Source organism: Seleniivibrio woodruffii (assembly GCF_004339245.1).
Classification (GTDB): domain Bacteria; phylum Chrysiogenota; class Deferribacteres; order Deferribacterales; family Geovibrionaceae; genus Seleniivibrio; species Seleniivibrio woodruffii.
On the sequence record NZ_SMGG01000003.1, the window covers coordinates 1,069,554 to 1,085,345 of the forward strand.

11 protein-coding genes are annotated in these 15,792 nt (G+C 49.2%); 5 read left to right on the forward strand and 6 right to left on the reverse strand.

Going from position 1 to position 15,792, the window contains the following annotated elements:
• Positions 1 to 6: 6 nt before the first annotated feature.
• Positions 7 to 2,643 (forward strand): tetratricopeptide repeat protein, encoded by a 2,637-nt coding sequence (locus C8D98_RS05085; protein WP_132872614.1) that lies wholly within the window; start codon positions 7 to 9, stop codon positions 2,641 to 2,643.
• Positions 2,644 to 2,841: 198 nt separating this feature from the next.
• Here C8D98_RS05085 and C8D98_RS05090 read toward each other — a convergent pair whose 3' ends face one another.
• Both C8D98_RS05090 and C8D98_RS05095 read right to left on the reverse strand, forming a co-directional pair.
• Positions 2,842 to 3,228: a class II SORL domain-containing protein gene (locus C8D98_RS05090; RefSeq protein ID WP_132872616.1), complete on the reverse strand. Its 387-nt coding sequence runs from the start codon at positions 3,226 to 3,228 to the stop codon at positions 2,842 to 2,844.
• A gap of 231 nt (positions 3,229 to 3,459) precedes the next feature.
• On the reverse strand, positions 3,460 to 6,804 hold the full coding sequence (locus C8D98_RS05095) for a methionine synthase (protein WP_132872618.1): 3,345 nt from the start codon (positions 6,802 to 6,804) through the stop codon (positions 3,460 to 3,462).
• Positions 6,805 to 6,955: 151 nt separating this feature from the next.
• Here C8D98_RS05095 and C8D98_RS05100 point away from each other — a divergent pair, with 151 nt between their 5' ends.
• Positions 6,956 to 7,972: a hypothetical protein gene (locus C8D98_RS05100; RefSeq protein WP_132872620.1), complete on the forward strand. Its 1,017-nt coding sequence runs from the start codon at positions 6,956 to 6,958 to the stop codon at positions 7,970 to 7,972.
• A 732-nt stretch (positions 7,973 to 8,704) separates the two neighbouring features.
• Here C8D98_RS05100 and C8D98_RS05105 read toward each other — a convergent pair.
• Positions 8,705 to 10,642 carry a M3 family metallopeptidase gene (locus tag C8D98_RS05105; protein WP_186434668.1) on the reverse strand — a complete coding sequence of 646 codons (1,938 nt, stop codon included), beginning with the start codon at positions 10,640 to 10,642 and terminating at the stop codon, positions 8,705 to 8,707.
• A 58-nt stretch (positions 10,643 to 10,700) separates the two neighbouring features.
• Here C8D98_RS05105 and C8D98_RS05110 point away from each other — a divergent pair, with 58 nt between their 5' ends.
• Complete coding sequence (locus tag C8D98_RS05110) at positions 10,701 to 10,877, forward strand: uracil-DNA glycosylase (protein ID WP_132872622.1); 177 nt, start codon at positions 10,701 to 10,703, stop codon at positions 10,875 to 10,877.
• On the opposite strand, the gene C8D98_RS05115 is transcribed toward C8D98_RS05110, so the two are convergent.
• From C8D98_RS05115 to C8D98_RS05125, 3 genes are all read right to left on the reverse strand, one after another.
• Entirely contained in the window at positions 10,864 to 11,529 is a 666-nt protein-coding gene (locus tag C8D98_RS05115; protein ID WP_132872624.1) for a Crp/Fnr family transcriptional regulator, read from the reverse strand. The genes C8D98_RS05110 and C8D98_RS05115 overlap by 14 nt on opposite strands.
• A gap of 62 nt (positions 11,530 to 11,591) precedes the next feature.
• Positions 11,592 to 12,650 (reverse strand): flavodoxin-dependent (E)-4-hydroxy-3-methylbut-2-enyl-diphosphate synthase, encoded by a 1,059-nt coding sequence (ispG, locus tag C8D98_RS05120; RefSeq protein ID WP_132872625.1) that lies wholly within the window; start codon positions 12,648 to 12,650, stop codon positions 11,592 to 11,594.
• A complete protein-coding gene (locus C8D98_RS05125; protein WP_132872627.1) occupies positions 12,647 to 14,068 on the reverse strand; it encodes a phosphomannomutase/phosphoglucomutase in 1,422 nt (473 codons plus the stop codon). Before C8D98_RS05125 ends, ispG begins: the two co-directional genes overlap by 4 nt.
• 38 nt (positions 14,069 to 14,106) lie before the next feature.
• Here C8D98_RS05125 and C8D98_RS05130 point away from each other — a divergent pair, with 38 nt between their 5' ends.
• Together C8D98_RS05130 and C8D98_RS05135 are read left to right on the forward strand one after the other, a co-directional pair.
• Positions 14,107 to 14,934: an ATP-binding protein gene (locus C8D98_RS05130; protein WP_132872628.1), complete on the forward strand. Its 828-nt coding sequence runs from the start codon at positions 14,107 to 14,109 to the stop codon at positions 14,932 to 14,934.
• Positions 14,919 to 15,728 carry an MBL fold metallo-hydrolase gene (locus C8D98_RS05135; RefSeq protein WP_132872630.1) on the forward strand — a complete coding sequence of 270 codons (810 nt, stop codon included), beginning with the start codon at positions 14,919 to 14,921 and terminating at the stop codon, positions 15,726 to 15,728. Before C8D98_RS05130 ends, C8D98_RS05135 begins: the two co-directional genes overlap by 16 nt.
• Positions 15,729 to 15,792 lie beyond the last annotated feature (64 nt).

A 15,792-nucleotide genomic window follows, 5' to 3' on the forward strand; every position in this document is an offset into this window, starting at 1 on the left:
GATGACATGAACTTATCCGACCTCATCCCCGTCAGACGGGAAGGCCTGCTGGACACTGTCCGTGAGGCTCTGGAATCCGATATCTCCGAAACCTACCGTATATTCAGCATATACGGCCACAAAGGAACGGGCAGAACAGTTTTCGCCGATTTTCTGAGAAAAGAGCTGAGCAAAGACTCATACCTTGTCATGTACATGGATGCGGAAAAAGCCTGCTCGTGCTATCCTGAGCAGGGGCTTATAGAGCTTCGGGACTGCGTTTCCGGCGAAACGGCGGACTATTTCGCACTGTATGACATCTCCGTTCTGGTTCGCAGCGAAAAGATAAACGGAAAGCTGAAGACCGAGTCCGAGTGCTATTTCAGAAACAATTCCCCCATGATGAGCGAGGTTATATCAAAATCCCCTTCAAAATACACCTTCACCAGAAGCATGTACGACGAAGTGGGCAAGTCCTTTTCCGAAGAGTGGTTCAACAGGGAAGTCCGCCCGCAGATAATCAGAATGTTCAAAGAACCCAACCATATGAACTGGCAGATCTGTATGGACAGCTTTGCGGCGTGCCTTGCCGCCGTAAAAAATACTGCGAACCTCGAACCCGTTCTGATAATCGACAACGCTGAAAACCTTTTCGATGCCTATGACCACGGCGTAAGCTGGGTCACAAAACTGGCTGAAAAGGCCGGATGCTCAACTCTGATATATATTTCAGAAGATCAGATATCGTCTGATAAATACGGCTACGTCTCCACTGAGATAAACATAGACACTCTGTCCAAGTCAGAATGCGCCGCTTTCTGCCGCAAAAACGGACTGGAAAGGGATTCCATGGCGGAGCTGATATTCGAGAACACCGATGGGCATCCCGCTCTGACGGCGTTCAGCCTTGAGACCTATAAACTGGTTAAGAGCAATGAGGGGCACGAACCCGGCCCCGAAGTTTTCGAAAGCAACCCCCAGAGCATAGTCCACATGAGCCTGAGCAGTCTGAAAAGCACGGAATCCATCATGGCGAAGCTTTTAAGCTGCTGCCGTGTGTTTGATGAAGGGCTTTTCAAAGCGGTTGCACAGGAGTTCACAGGCACAAAGGACGCTTCGGAACTGTTCCAGAGCCTGGTCTCACGCAGTTTCATAACCGATATGGGTGCAGGCTTCTTCTGCGTTCATCCCCTTTACAGGATGCACAGCCACTCTGTTCTGGATTCCGACCTGCTGGAGAACGTAAACTACGCAATCTACCGCTACCACATAGGTTCGGCAGAGGCGGCATGCGACTATAAGGAACTGACATATCACATAAAAGAATCTGTGCACCACGCCATGCACATAATGGAGATAGAGGGCTTTGTCGAATGGTTCTCAACACTGGAGAAAAAGTTCTACACTGTTGAGTTCTTCAACTTCTGGCTGGATATGCTGGATGCGGCAAAAAGCCACATAGCGGGCATTCTGGGCGAGACTCATCCCCAGATTGCTTCATATTTCGATAAACTGGCGTTCATGTATCTGAAATCAGGCCGTCAGGTCTCCGCCGAAAAGGTACTCCACGAAAGACTGGAGGCCGAAGAGGCGAAGTCCGGCAAGAACTCTTCGGATGCAGTTCCCTTCATGAACAAACTTGCCAACTTCTACATAGACACGGGGGATTTCTCCGCCGCCGAAGCCATCATGAAAAAAGGGATGGAGATTCGGGAGCAGTTCCACGGCAAGAAGAGCGCAGACTATGCAGACAGCGTTCTGAAGCTGGGTAAGCTCTACCACATGGCGGGCGACAGAGAGGGTGCAATTCAGATGCTCGGCGAGGCCGAAGAGATCTATAACAAAGCTCTGGATGTTAAGGACACTGCAAGGCTTGAGGCGGACGAGGTCATGGCCTCGATATACAGCGCCGCAGGGCAGATAGCAAAGGCCGCACTCATCTATCACAAGCTCACCACTGTGCGCAATGAGACCATGGGTCCCATGAGCAAAGAGGCCGTTAAAAGTCTCGGCGACTATGCAAAGGTGGTGTTTAAGAACGGAAACAGCCGTAAGGCCGTAAAACTGTACGAAGACCTGATAACCAAAACAAAAAAGATATACGGCGACAACAGCCGCATGACAGCCGCCGCCGCAAACGACCTTGCCGTGGCATATCAGCGGGTTCAGGAGTTTGAAAAATCAGAGAGCATGCATAATGAGGCTCTGAACATCAAGCAGAACATATACGGCACCAACCACCCAAGCACAGCAGTTTCATGCACCAACTTCGGTCAGCTGAAATATGCCATGGGTGATTTGAAAAATGCCGAGCCTTACTATTTCAAAGCGTTGCAGATATACGAGACCGTGTTCGGCGACCGCCACGAAAAAACAGCCGTGGGGCTTAACAACATGGGTTTCATAACCTCACGCATGGGGCAGTTCGAACGTGCGCAGGAGTACTATGAAAAGGCTCTGGACATCAAAAAGGAGATAGGGGGCGAAAGGAGCATCTCCGCCGCCGCCGCAATGAACAACCTCGGCGAACTTCTTTTCAGAATCGGCAAGAAGGACGAGGCGAGGGAATTTCTCACCACAGCCCACGATATTTATAAAGAGATATACGGCGAGGAGCATGAGTATACTAAGCTGGTAGCCAAGAACCTGGCCGCCGTGAGTTAGGTTGCCGTTTATATACGTCGCATTACTGCGTCAGTTTTTTTCGGAACTGCTCACATACTGCAACGTATGCTCGCAGCCCTCTCAAAAAGCCTTCCTTGTACTGCTCGTGTCTTAACAGCAATTAATAAAGAATTCAGAAACAAAAAAAACCCGCTCGGCTGAGCGGGTTTTCTTATAATATCGTATCTTGTTTCTTGATTAGAACGCTACAGTCGCTTCGCTTTCCCACAGGCCGTGGATGTTGCAGTAGGAAGTGGCGATTAGTTTGCCGGGCTGAGTCAGTTTCAGCTTGAAAACCGAGCAGGGGTCTGCATATGCGGGTCCCTGATTTGCTCCTGCGGCAGATTCGCCGTGTGCAAGGTATTCGAATCTTGCAACGTTTATAAGGTTGCCTGTCTCAGGCTTGAAGTAGACTGATATCCAGTTGATAAAATGCTCTGTTGTGTTGGGGTGGGCGATCTCTTTCCCAACGGAAACTTCCACTGTGAAAGCCTCGCCTGCAACGATTTTTTCGGGGAGCACAAGAACAGGAACGTGCTTCTCTGATTTGAAATCTGCGGATTTAACAAGTTCTCCAATAGCCATGTCGTCCTCCTATTTGTTATGGTTTATGTTTAGTGTATACCATAAGTTTTATATTAAATCAAACTAATTTTGTCTGAATTGAAGAGTTTGACAAAAAATACATATTAGTTATGAGATTGCCACAGCCCTTGTGTGCTTCGCAATGACTGAAACAGTCACTGCGAGGAATGTAATGACGCAGCAGTCTCATTCTTCATTTGTTGTCAAACCACAAAATACTCAGCCGTGTTGTCAAACCACAAAATACTCAGCCGTAGGGTTATGAACAATTATAGCACAGGTTGAGTATTCCGGCACCATTTCGTAATTTTCGGTGAGGTGCACGCCTATTTCCTCAAAGTTCAGGAAACTGTCGAGCTGTGCGTTCTGTGCAAGGTCGGGGCATGCCGCATAGCCGAAGCTGTATCTGCGGCCGCTGTATTGCAGAGAGATGATTCCGTGGGCGGATTTTGCGTCTTTACCGCCGATTCCGAGTTCAGCCCTTACCTGTTTGTGGAAATATTCCGCCAGTGCCTCCGTCAGCTCCGTGAAAAAGCCGTGGTACTGGTAATATTCTTTGTATTCATGTGCTTCGAACAGCTGTTTACAGAGCTTTTCGGCCTTGTGTCCCGCTGTGACCAGATGGAAGGCCACAACGTCCTTTCTGCCTGATGAAACGGGCAGGAAATAGTCTGATATGCACACTCCGCCTTCGATATTTTGTCTGGGAAATTCGAAAACAGAGAGCACTTCGTCCGTATCGTCTTTATATACTATCAGTCTGTCGCCGTCGCTGTTGCATGCATAAAAGCCGTATCTGGCGGACAGTTCAGCAAGATTTTCCGCTTTGACACGGGCGACAGTCTTTTCGTATTCGGGATAAACAGTCTCTTTCAGCATTGCCGAATATTCGTTCTCTGCCATGTTCTTGCGGCTGTATCCCCATCTGTGGTTGAAGAGCGCCAGCTTATTCATATACTCAAGCACTTCATCAAGGCTGATGTCTGTGACGGAGCGTGTGCCGTAGAAAGGAACGGCGGGGATATCGCCAAGCTCAGGTCTGCGTACTTTTGAAACCTTCTGAACTGCCTCTTTCATGGGTTTTTCGGATGCCTTTGCACCGGATTCGCCGCCTCCGAGCACTTTGAGAGCATCAAAAGCGTCACGGCAGTAGTGCACCATGCCGGGCATGATGGGTTTGCAGTCCTGATCCACAAATTTCTCTGTGAGAGCCGCACCGCCCAGAAGCACCTTCGTGCTTACATTCTGGCGCATCAGCTCTTCAATGTTCTCTCTCATTATGTTCGTGGACTTCACCAGCAGACCGCTCATTCCGATTGCGTCCGCCTTGACCTCAACAGCCTTTCTTATCATCTCTTCAACAGGCACTTTTATGCCGAGGTTGTGTACTGTAAAACCGTTGTTCGAAAGTATGATATCCACAAGGTTCTTGCCTATGTCGTGCACGTCGCCTTTTACGGTGGCAAGGACAACAGTCCCTCTGGACTGGGCATCGCTCTTCTCCATGTAAGGCTCAAGCAGTCCCACTGCGGCCTTCATTACCTCTGCTGACTGCAGAACGAAGGGAAGGAGCATTTTGCCTGCACCGAACAGTTCGCCCACCGCCTGCATTGAGGGGAGCATTATGTCGTTTATTATGTCTATGGGCTTGTGGGTCTGGCGCAGTTCGTTCAGAACAGTGTCCAGTCCGGCCTTCTTGCCCTTCATTATGTGCTGTTTGAGCATCTCGTCTGCGGGGAGGTTAAGCTTTTCCTCCTGCTTTTCAACGCCCTCTTTAGATGAAAAATATTCGATGAAGGCGTTCAGTGCGCCCTCTTCGCCGTTCAGCAGAGCCTTGCAGTGCTTCATATCGTCTGCGTCTATCATTGATTCGGGAATGACTTTTGATGCATGGACGATGGCCATGTCAAGCCCTGCGGCCACCGCATCGTGGAGGAAGACGGAGTTCAGCAGAGGCCGGCTGGCGGCGGACAGACCGAACGAAATGTTAGAGAGTCCGAGCACAGTTTTTGCGCCTTTCAGCTCGGTTTTTATCCTGCGGATTGCTTCGATTGTCTGAATTGCCGCATCGGTGAGGGTTATGTCCCCGCTGCCTATGGAGAAGGTGAGGGGGTCGAAGATTAGGTCTTCGGGTTTAAGTCCGTACTCTTCGGTGAAAACCTTGTATATTCTTTCAGCTATTGCGAATTTTCTGTCCGCTGTCATGGCCATTCCCTCTTCGTCGATGGTGAGGGCTATGACTGCTGACGGGTGTTTTTTAACAGTTTTCAGTATTTTGTGGAGTTTTTCGCCGCCGTCCTCGAAGTTGATGGAGTTTATGACGGGCTTTCCTGCATAGTGTTTCAGTGCCATCTCAACAACGTCAGGTTCTGTGGAATCTATCACTACCGGGGCTGTGAGGGTTTTGTTCAGAAGGAGCATGAACTGTCTCATGTCCTCCTTTTCGTTCCTTCCGGCGTATGCCACGCAGATATCGGTGAAGTGCGCTCCCGTATCCTCCTGCTCCTTTGCAACCGCCAGCATGCCCTCAAGGTCATCTTTGAGGAGCAGTTCACGGAAGGCCTTGCTTCCGTTTGCGTTGGCACGTTCGCCTATGAGAGCGGGTGCGGGGGACTGGGTAATGGTCGTTGAAAAATAGAGGCTTGCGCATTCGCCTGTGTATTCAGCGGCGGCTGGCGCGAGGGGTTTGTATCTGTCCGCAAGGGGACGCAGAGCTTTTATGTGGTCGGGTGTGGTTCCGCAGCATCCGCCCAGAACCGACACGGGAAATTCTTTGATCAGCCCCTCCATGATCTCCGCCATGCGTTCGGGCGTCATGGAATAGATCATTTTTCCGCCCCTGTTTTCTGGCAGTCCTGCGTTTGGCAGACATGAGATTCTGCCGCCGAAGTTTTTGGAGAGGTTTGCAACGGGATGGTGCATCAGGTCGGGGCCTGTTGCGCAGTTAAGACCAAGCGAGAAAACGGGATAGTCACGGATCACGGCGGCAACGGCCGAAAGGTCGCTTCCCATTAGCATCGTACCGTTCTGCTCAACGGTCACCGACACCATAACGGGGAAGCCCGCAGGTGCAGTTTCAAGCACGGCGTTCAGAGCGGCCTTTATCTGGAGAAGATCCTGACAGGTCTCTATTATGAACAGGTCGACCCCGCCCTCAAGAAGAGCCGCCGCCTGTGACCTGTACATTGTGAACAGCTCATCATAGCTTATCTGGCCGAGACTGGGCAGTCTGGTTCCGGGGCCTATGGAACCTGCAACGAATTTTCCGTATTTGTCGGCGGCCTGACGGGCAATCTGTGCGCCTTTCAGGTTCAGCTCATAGGTCATGGCCTCCAGTCCGTATTCGGACATTACAAGCTCGGTTCCGCCGAAAGTGTTGGTCTCGACAACGTCAGCACCCGCCGTCAGATACTGCTCGTGTATCTCACGGATGATATCCGGAGCGGCATGGTTCAGCCATTCGCTGCAACCCTGCTTTCCCTGCCAGACTTCGTCGGAAATCTCATATTTTTGTATGGAGGTGCCCATTGCACCGTCGAAAAGGATTATCCTGTCTTTTGCGTATTGATTGAACATAGAAAAATCTCCCGTAATCTATAGTTTTTATCCGAAAGCAGGCGGAGTGTAAAGGGTGGATGCTGTTTTTTTGCCATTACAGGCAATAAAATATTGATATTGACCCTGTGTCGGTATAAGATTTCCCACCGAAACTAAAAAAGGAAGCATTATGCAGGAACAAAAGAGAGTAAACCCCAGAACCATAAACATGACGACTACCATGGAAGTGCCTATCGCAAAAGGCACCATAGAATATATTGCAGGAGTCAACCCGGTCGAGTCCTGGGCTCCTGTTCTCGTTGAAGGAATGGACGACAACGGACAGCGTGAGATAGCTCAGAAGAACCTTGAGATCGTTAAAGCAGCCGAGCAGACGAAGGAATATCACGAAAAACTCCATGACTTCATGCAGGAGACCGTAAAACTGTTTCAGGCAATCACCAGAAGAGATGTTGACGCCATGCGCCCCTATACGGCAGGTAAAAAATTCAACTTCATCCTCGGCATGCCCCGCACAGGCGGCACAACCGTCTACAACGCAGTGTCCTCCGCATACGGCTGGCCGTGGGAGCGTCTTCTGCTCTCAATGACCCACAACAGCATGCCCAACGCTATCTTCATCCAGCAGAACCCTTTTTCAGAGTTTGATATGGGCTGGAGACTGCCCTGGAACTTTAACAATGCACTTTTCGAGCTCTGCCAGTTTCTCGTATACGTAAACCGTGAGGCACAGGACTGCGAAAACGTTTTCCTGAAAAGCTCCGCACTGTCATACGGCGTTAAACTGCTGAACTTTCTGTTCGGCAAGCAGGCGAAATATATCGTCACCGTGCGCCACCCCGGAGCCATAACTCTTACCTCCGGCGTTGAAGGCGAAATGACCAGAGAGAAGCACATGGAGACCATGTCTATGTGGGGAAATCTGTATTCCTCAATTGTGCGTGACTGCAGACCTCTGGGCGATATCACCGTTGTTGAATACGGCGAGAACATGACCGGATATATCAACAATGTGTTCGAAAAAACAAGATACGGCTCCAGAGCTGAGGAGACCTCCTTCTTCGAGTTTGAGGACTATGATAAGGAGTTTTACGACAGCGAGTCCGTTCAGAAGGTTTTTGAGTATGTGAAGAATTCGTGGAAGCTGTTTGATCTGGATTTCCCGATACCCGATAAATGTATATAGTAGTAAGTGGGTGTTTAATACAGTAAGTAAGAGGTAGCGCTGAGTATACATCTCGCTATAGTTCTTGCAGTCATCTGTAAAGTACTTAGTGTGTAGTATTTGGATAAATGTTCTAACAGTGATATTTTAGTTGACAGAAGCTATAGGAAAGTATATTAATTCAGAAGTAAGGTCGTTGCCTCCTAACAACGACCTCTTCTAAGCAAGTTACGTTAGTAATTGTGTACTTCTTGTTTGTTGATGTAGTTGAATTGCACTTCAATTTTATCAACATGAACAAGGCTAGTAGTTATTGGATAAATAGTCATGATAGTAAAGATGACTAATTTTCTTAAAAAACTATACATTTTTGCCCCTTTATGGCTTAGCGTTACGTCAAATAGCGTAAAGCTAGCGCTTATTCTTATGTTAATTTCGCATATCATCTAACCTCCTGTTTTTTGGCTTTTGCCAAACATTCAAGCATTATAACATAATATTACTTAATTGTCAAGTAACTGCTCATTATTAAACATATCGTTTTATTATCTGTGTTATCAGGAGCACTTGTTAATGAATTCATATTCAGCTAAATAAAAAGGCAGTCTCTTCGACTGCCTTCAGACTGATGACAAACTGAAGTTTCAAGCACACCACCGTGATGAGACTGCTTCGCTACGCTCGCAGTGACGTGGCAATCTCATTAACTTTGTACAAATTAAAAAAGGCAGTCTTTTCGGACTGCCTTTTCTGTTATCTTATGCCGTTGACCCTCAGCAGGCTTCTGCTGTCCGGTTCTCTTCCGGCAAATTTTCTGAAAAATTCAATCATATCCCCGCTGCCGCCTTTGCTGAGAACGTTCTCAAGGAAGCTGCGGCCGACCTCGGCATTGAAAACACCCTTTTCGGTGAATATCCCGTAGGCATCGCATGACAGGCGTTCCGCCCATTTATAGCTGTAGTATCCGGCCGCATAGCCTCCGGAGAAGATGTGGCTGAATCCGTGCTGGAACTTGTTATACGCCGGCGGCTGAATTACGGTCGTCTTTTTTCTTATGTCATTAAGAATCCGCTGAACCTCATCCGCTGTGTATGCGTCAGCATGGATTGTCATGTCGAACAGTCCGAACTCGATCTGGCGGAGCATTCCCGTCGCCGACATAAAGGTGCGCACACCGTCCAGTCTGGCTATCATCTCATCTGGGAGCACTTCCCCCGTCTGCCAGTGCTTTGAGAACATTTTCAGCACATCGGGGTTGAATGCGAACAGCTCATAAAACTGCGAGGGGAACTCGATGACATCCCATTCCACACCGTTGACACCGCTGACATCAGCTTCGTCAACTTCTGAGAGCAGGTGGTGCAGGGCGTGCCCCATCTCGTGGAAAAGGGTAACCACGTCGCTGTGGCGCAGAAGCGAGGGGCTGTCCTCTGTTGCATGGGGAAAGTTGCCGCATATGATAGCGGTTGCAGGCACAAGCCTGCCTTCTGCGTTTATGCGCCTTGTCTGCCAGTTGTTCATCCATGCGCCGTCCCGCTTGCCTTTGCGGACTTCCATATCGGTGTATATCCTTGCGAATACCTCACCGTTTTTGTATATGTCGTAGACTTTTACTGTTTCGTGCCAGACAGGAACGTCAACCTGAACGAAGGAGATTCCGAATATTTTTTCCGTAAAGTCGAACAGGCCTTTAACGACACTGTGGTGTTCGAAATAGGGGCGGTATTCCTGTTCGTTGTATCCGCATTTTATGCGGCGCAGTTTTTCTGCGTAGAATCCCGTGTCGTAACTTGCGGTGTCGGGGAGCTGAGCCAGTTTTTTCAACTCCTCCATCTCCTCAACCGCCTGTTTTTCGGCCTTTTCCGCAAGCTCCGTCAGGAAAGAGATCACCTCTTCCGGTGATTTTGCGTTCTTGCGCTCAAGGGAAAGGTCGCTGAATCTGCGAAAGCCCAGTATCTCCGCCTCCTCCTTGCGCAGTTTAAGTGTTTTTTCGATTATTTCGGCGTTCTGCGGCGCACGGGTGGTGAAGGCATGGTAGAGCTTTTCCCGTATCTCTCGGTTGGGGCCATAGGTCATATAGGCTGTGTAGCTGGGCATTTTAAGGGTGAAACACCAGCCCTCGTCGCATCTGGCGACTTTCAGGTCGGGTTCGGGAATACCTGCCACGTCCTTTTCGTCTGTGACGATATATTCAAAAGAGTCGGTGTCTTTCAGTATATTCTGAAAAAAGTCTGTGGAAAGCTGTGTCAGTTCAAGGTTTATCTCCATGAGTCTGGCCTTTTGCTCCTGCGGCAGGTGAACGCCTGAGAGCCTGAATCCTTTCAGCATGTTTTCCAGAACCTTTGTCTGTTCCGGTGTAAGGGTCTTCTTCTCGGCTTCGTAAACTGCGGACACAGCATCGTAAATGTCTTTACGCTGTGCGGTTTCCGTGCCGTATTTAGTTATTTCCGGCATGCAGTAGTTATAAACTTCCTGCGTCTCTTCCGTGTTATTCACATAGTTGACGTGGGAAACGGGAGTAAAAAACTCGTTGATACGGATATCGGTCTCCATCAGCGGTCTGATGAAGTTTCTGTATGTTCTGTTCTCCTGTTTCAACAGGCTGTCGATGGTCTCTCTGTTGCTTTTCAGGATGCTGTCAAGCTCGGTTTTAGCATCAGCAAGCTGTTCGGGTCGGTAATTTATAAACATAATTTCTCCCCTTGATTTGGATTGCTGTTTGGAATACATATAATATCCGGAGGCGGTATTGGAAAGGATAAATTGCCGTAAATGCGTGCATTTTTACATTACATGGGAAAAGACCCATCCCTACGGGTGTCGGGCAATGGGGTTCAAAACTGATGTGCTGCCCTCTGTCCGTGTTTATCAGTCATCGGGTGTTCACTGTCTGCGCTTTGTGGAGAAGAAATTCAATAAAGAATGACGGGTTCTTTAACCTGCATGCAGTCATCCTTCACTTTGATGGCTCCTTCCAGTGAAAGTATCTTCAGACACTTGGTCACAGACTCTCTGGATGCACCGATCATGTTTGAAAGCTCCTGATGGGTGTACTTTCTTATGGTGAAATAGCCGTTCTGGGGCTCCTGCTCCCCTTTAACACTGTCCAGAAGAAATTTCATTATGCGTTCCTTAACATTCAGAAACGCCAGCGACTCGATAAGCTCGTCCGCTTTTCTTAGCCGTTCGGTCAGAGTTTCCAGAAGGTAGAGTGTCACATTGAAATCTTTTTGGAGAAGTTCGTTCAGAGCTTTTCGCGGGATGAGGATTATTTCGGAGAGTTCGTCGGCGATGAGTGTTCCTGTGCGGCCGAGACCGTCTATCATGCTCATCTCGCCCACAACTCCGCAGGGCCGAATGAGCGAGAGGATTATCTCGTCCCCGTTGCCGTCAACCAGAACCACACGGAAGCTTCCGGATGTGACGACATACAGGTCGGTGCCGACATCGCCTTCATGGAAGACAACCTCGTCTTTGGCAAACTTTTTGACCTTGCAGAAACTTGCAAGTCTTTCAAGGTCGTTCTTTTCTGTGGTTTCAAATATGGCGGCTTTGGCCAGCTGTTCTGCAAGATTCACTCTGATCCTCCGGTTGGAACTGATTTATTCTAAACCATAATTAAACATAAATCAAAGTGAAGCTAGCTTATGCCGTCATTTTTTATTATTTCGAACAGTTCCCGAACCAGTTCGGCCTCCGGAACCTTTTTAACTGCTTCGCCCTTTTTGAAGATTATGCCCAGTCCTCTGCCTCCGGCGATTCCGTAGTCTGCGTGTTTCGCTTCGCCGGGACCGTTCACCGGACAGCCCATAACTGCTATGCTGATGGTGTCGTTGAGGACGGATGCCCGCTTTTCAACTTCAACTGCAAGTGCTTCAAGTCCTATCTCGGTGCGCCCGCAGGTGGGGCATGAGATTATTTCGGGGCCTCTGCGGCGTATTTCAAGTGCGTTCAGAAGCTGCCATGCAACACGGATCTCCTGTTCGGGATCACCTGTGAGCGATACCCGAAGTGTGTCGCCTATGCCGTTTAAAAGCAGTGCGCCTATGCCTGCGGATGATTTCACAGTACCTGCAAAAAAGGTTCCTGCCTCGGTGACTCCTATATGCAGGGGATAGTCCGACTGAGCGGCGAACAGCGTATATGCCTGATAGGTCAGGGGGACACTGCTTGCCTTGAGGCTTATCTTCATGTCGTAGAATCCCATTTCCTCAATCTGTCTGATGTGGCGGAACGCCGACTTGACCAGTGCTTCGGCGGTTATTCCGTGTTCTTTCAGAATGTCTTTTTCAAGGGATCCTGCGTTAACGCCCACCCGTATTGCCGAGCCGTTTGCCTTTGCGGCATCGACAACGGCTCTGACACGCTCCGCTGAGCCTATGTTTCCGGGGTTTATGCGGATTGCGTCCGCCCCGTGTTCCATTGAGGCTATGGCGAGTTTATAATCGAAATGTATGTCGGCTATGAGGGGTATCCTGACCGCATCACGGATGGTCCTGAAAGCCTTTGCGGCGTTCTCGTCCACCACCGCACAGCGCACTATCTCGCATCCTGCGGCCTCAAGCCTTTGTATCTGGGCTATGGTGGCTTCCGTGTCCCTTGTGTCGGTATTTGTCATGGACTGTATGCTGACAGGTGTGCCGCCGCCCACAGCCACATCGCCGATCTTTATCTGTCGTGTTTTTTTTCTTTCTATCATTTCAGTTTTTCCAGTTCTCTGTGGATAATCTCTTTTATTTTGTCAAGTTCTGCGCCGTTCTCAGCCTCGAACCGTGTCACAAGCAGAGGCTCCGTGTTGCTGGCACGAACCAGTGCCCAGCCGTGTTCAAACTGAACCCTTATGCCGTCGATATCGTTTATGCCCCTCACTCCGTGTGAGCCCTCTGCAAGGTACTGCCCGAACAGCTTTGAAAGTTCCGTTATCAGACCGAATTTTTTATCGTCCGGATAAGGTTCTCTTATCTCAGGTGTGTTGACATACTTGGGAATCTCCGCCGTCATATCCGCCGAAACAGAAAATTTCCCGCTCCTTTTGCCGTTAACATAGGCCTGAAGCAGGCGGAGTGAGGCGTATATCCCGTCGTCATAGCCGTAGTAGCTGTCGGCAAAGAAGAAATGACTGCTCATCTCCCCGCCTATGACGGCGTCCTCCTCCTTCATCTTCTCTTTTATCATGGAGTGACCGGATTTATACATAACGGGATGCATGCCTTTTGCGGCTATAAACTCATACAGCCCCTGTCCGGCCTTGACATCCGCCACTATTCTGTTGCCCTGATTGTCCTTTGCGATATCGTCCGCAAAGATGCAGAGCAGTTCATCGCCCCATATCATCCGGCCTGTGCTGTCCAGTGCACCCAGTCTGTCGGCATCGCCGTCAAACCCTACGCAGAGGTCGGCCTTCTCTTTCAGCAGAAGCTCTCTGGCTTCGGCCATGTTCTTTTCGACTGTAGGGTCGGGATGGTGTCCGGGGAAGTTTCCGTCCTCTGTGCAGTAAAGCGGAAAAACCTTCGCACCCAGCCAGCCGAAAAGCTCCGGAGCAATGTTTGATGCCGTGCCGCTTCCGCTGTCCACAACGATCTTTATATCCATTCCCGCCATATCCGTCTTAAGTCCTGCAAACAGGCTCTTCATCTCCTCAAGATAGGCGGTCACTATGTCAAATTCAAATATTTTGCCTTTATATTCCGACACAGGGAATCTTTCCGCCGCTATGTCGTCGTAAATCCGCATTATTTTGTCGGTATGATAGACAGTGTGCTTAGTTCCAACCTTCAGTCCGTTGAACTGAGGCGGATTGTGACTTCCGGTCACCATGACGTAGCCGTCCGCAGGGGTGCAGTACATGGAGAAATAGGTCAGCGGCGAAGGACATACGCCCAGAATCTGAACGTCGGCTCCGGCATCGGACAGACCTTTTGCAACTGCGTCCGCCAGAGGTTTTGAGGAAAAACGCACGTCACGACCCACCGAAATAAGCGGGTGTTTTTTACCCGTCTCCTGCCGCACATGTTCTGCAAAAACCTTTGCCGCAGCCTCTGCCAGCCCCTCTGTCAGCTTATCTCCGTAAACTCCCCGTATGTCGTAGCTTCTGAAAATTTCTTTAATTTGTAACATTATTGACCTGCGGAAAATCTTTGTGGTATAATCGATACATGAAAAAAATAGCATGTTTCATCAATGATAGCAACCTCTTGGAAAAGGTCACAGAATTTTGCGGTCTTGAGAGGTTTCAGGAGGAGTGCATCGGCGATCCATCGCAGTTCGTCTATGACGTTGCGACAGTGCTTTATCTGACGGATGACCCCGCAGCCCTTTATCCGGAAGGCATAAAAGATATCAGAGTCTGCTATGTCGGAAAGGACAGGCCGAAAGACTGCGGAGTGTTTTTTCTTCCCGAAGATTTTCAGATGATCCATCTCAGGCTTCTGATAGATGCCGTTATCCATAACGGCTCTTTCGAATCCAGTCTGGCCGCCGTTACTCCTGTTTTTCTCAACAAATCATTCAAAATCAAAAACGACATCTTCAACGTTGAGCGCATTGTTTATGCCCTTACGAAAGATTTCGTGTTCTTCCTGAATTTTCAGTCTCTGGAAAAGGTCAGGGTCGGTCTTGCGGAGATGCTTACAAACGCAATCGAACACGGAAACCTCGGCATTACAGGCGAAGAGAAGATGAGTGCCACCGAATCCGGCACCTATTACGAACTGGTCAACTCCAGACTGAACGATGCCGTGTGTATGGCAAAGTATGCTGTTTTTAAGTTCTACGTTGATGCCGACGGTCTGGAAATGAGTCTGGAGGACGAAGGCGAGGGGTTCGATGTGGACAGCCTGCCCGATCCCACAGATCCCGAAAGTCTTCTAAAACTCCACGGACGGGGCATTCTTATCACCAGGATGTATTTCGACGAAGTAAAATATAACGATAAAGGTAATCACGTTACCCTTAGAAAGAGGTTCGGATGCTCTACCTGCTAGGCACAAGGGGTACTCTGCCCGTTTCGGGGCAGAAATTCGTTAAATACGGCGGAAACACCACCTGCCTGATGGCACCCATCGATGAACGCTCATGCCTCATCTTCGATGGCGGCACAGGGCTTATGAGCCTTAATAAATATAACAATTTTGAAGAATTTCATATATTTCTTTCCCACCTCCACTGGGATCATATTGTGGGGATGCCTATATTTCAGGCGTTCTATCATGCGGGAAAAAAGATAAACATCTATCTGGAAAACAAGGAGACACTGCACTCAACCGATATTCTGGACGTGCTGTTCAATCCGCCTTTTTTTCCGGTGCCCAAAACCAAGCTGAGAGCTGAGATAAAGCTGAACCTCATCGAGGGCGGCGACCAGTTCTGCTTCGGCGATATCTGCGTACATTCGGCGGAGGGCAACCATCCCGACGGCGTTCTTATGTACAAAATAGTGTTCCCCGATAAAAAGATACTCTACACATCCGACTACGAACACGGCACACCCGTTGACGACTTCCTCATAGAGTTTGCCTACGGCTGCGACTACCTCATTTACGACACAACCTACTATCCCGACGAATATGCGGGCGGCAACGGCGCTATGAGCAAAGTGGGCTGGGGTCACTCAACATTTCAGCAGGGGATTGAGTTCGTTAAAAAGGCTAAGGTCAAAAACCTCGTTCTGGCACATCACAATCCGGATTATGACGACATCATGCTGGATGAGATGCATATTCTGGCGAGGAGGCTGTTCAGTAATACCTATGTTGCATACGACGGAATGATCCTATAGCTTAGTGCTTATATGCATCGCTCTACGGCGTCAGATATCGCTCACTCGCAACACGTACAGAGTA

Bases quoted from the DNA above. Each gene is read 5' to 3' on its own strand.
- C8D98_RS05085 (WP_132872614.1), top strand. From the start codon at position 7: ATGAACTTATCCGACCTCATCCCCGTCAGACGGGAAGGCCTGCTGGAC.
- C8D98_RS05090 (WP_132872616.1), bottom strand. From the start codon at position 3,228: ATGGCTATTGGAGAACTTGTTAAATCCGCAGATTTCAAATCAGAGAAG.
- C8D98_RS05095 (WP_132872618.1), bottom strand. From the start codon at position 6,804: ATGTTCAATCAATACGCAAAAGACAGGATAATCCTTTTCGACGGTGCA.
- C8D98_RS05100 (WP_132872620.1), top strand. From the start codon at position 6,956: ATGCAGGAACAAAAGAGAGTAAACCCCAGAACCATAAACATGACGACT.
- C8D98_RS05105 (WP_186434668.1), bottom strand. From the start codon at position 10,642: ATGTTTATAAATTACCGACCCGAACAGCTTGCTGATGCTAAAACCGAG.
- ispG (WP_132872625.1), bottom strand. From the start codon at position 12,650: ATGATAGAAAGAAAAAAAACACGACAGATAAAGATCGGCGATGTGGCT.
- C8D98_RS05125 (WP_132872627.1), bottom strand. From the start codon at position 14,068: ATGTTACAAATTAAAGAAATTTTCAGAAGCTACGACATACGGGGAGTT.
- C8D98_RS05130 (WP_132872628.1), top strand. From the start codon at position 14,107: ATGAAAAAAATAGCATGTTTCATCAATGATAGCAACCTCTTGGAAAAG.
- C8D98_RS05135 (WP_132872630.1), top strand. From the start codon at position 14,919: ATGCTCTACCTGCTAGGCACAAGGGGTACTCTGCCCGTTTCGGGGCAG.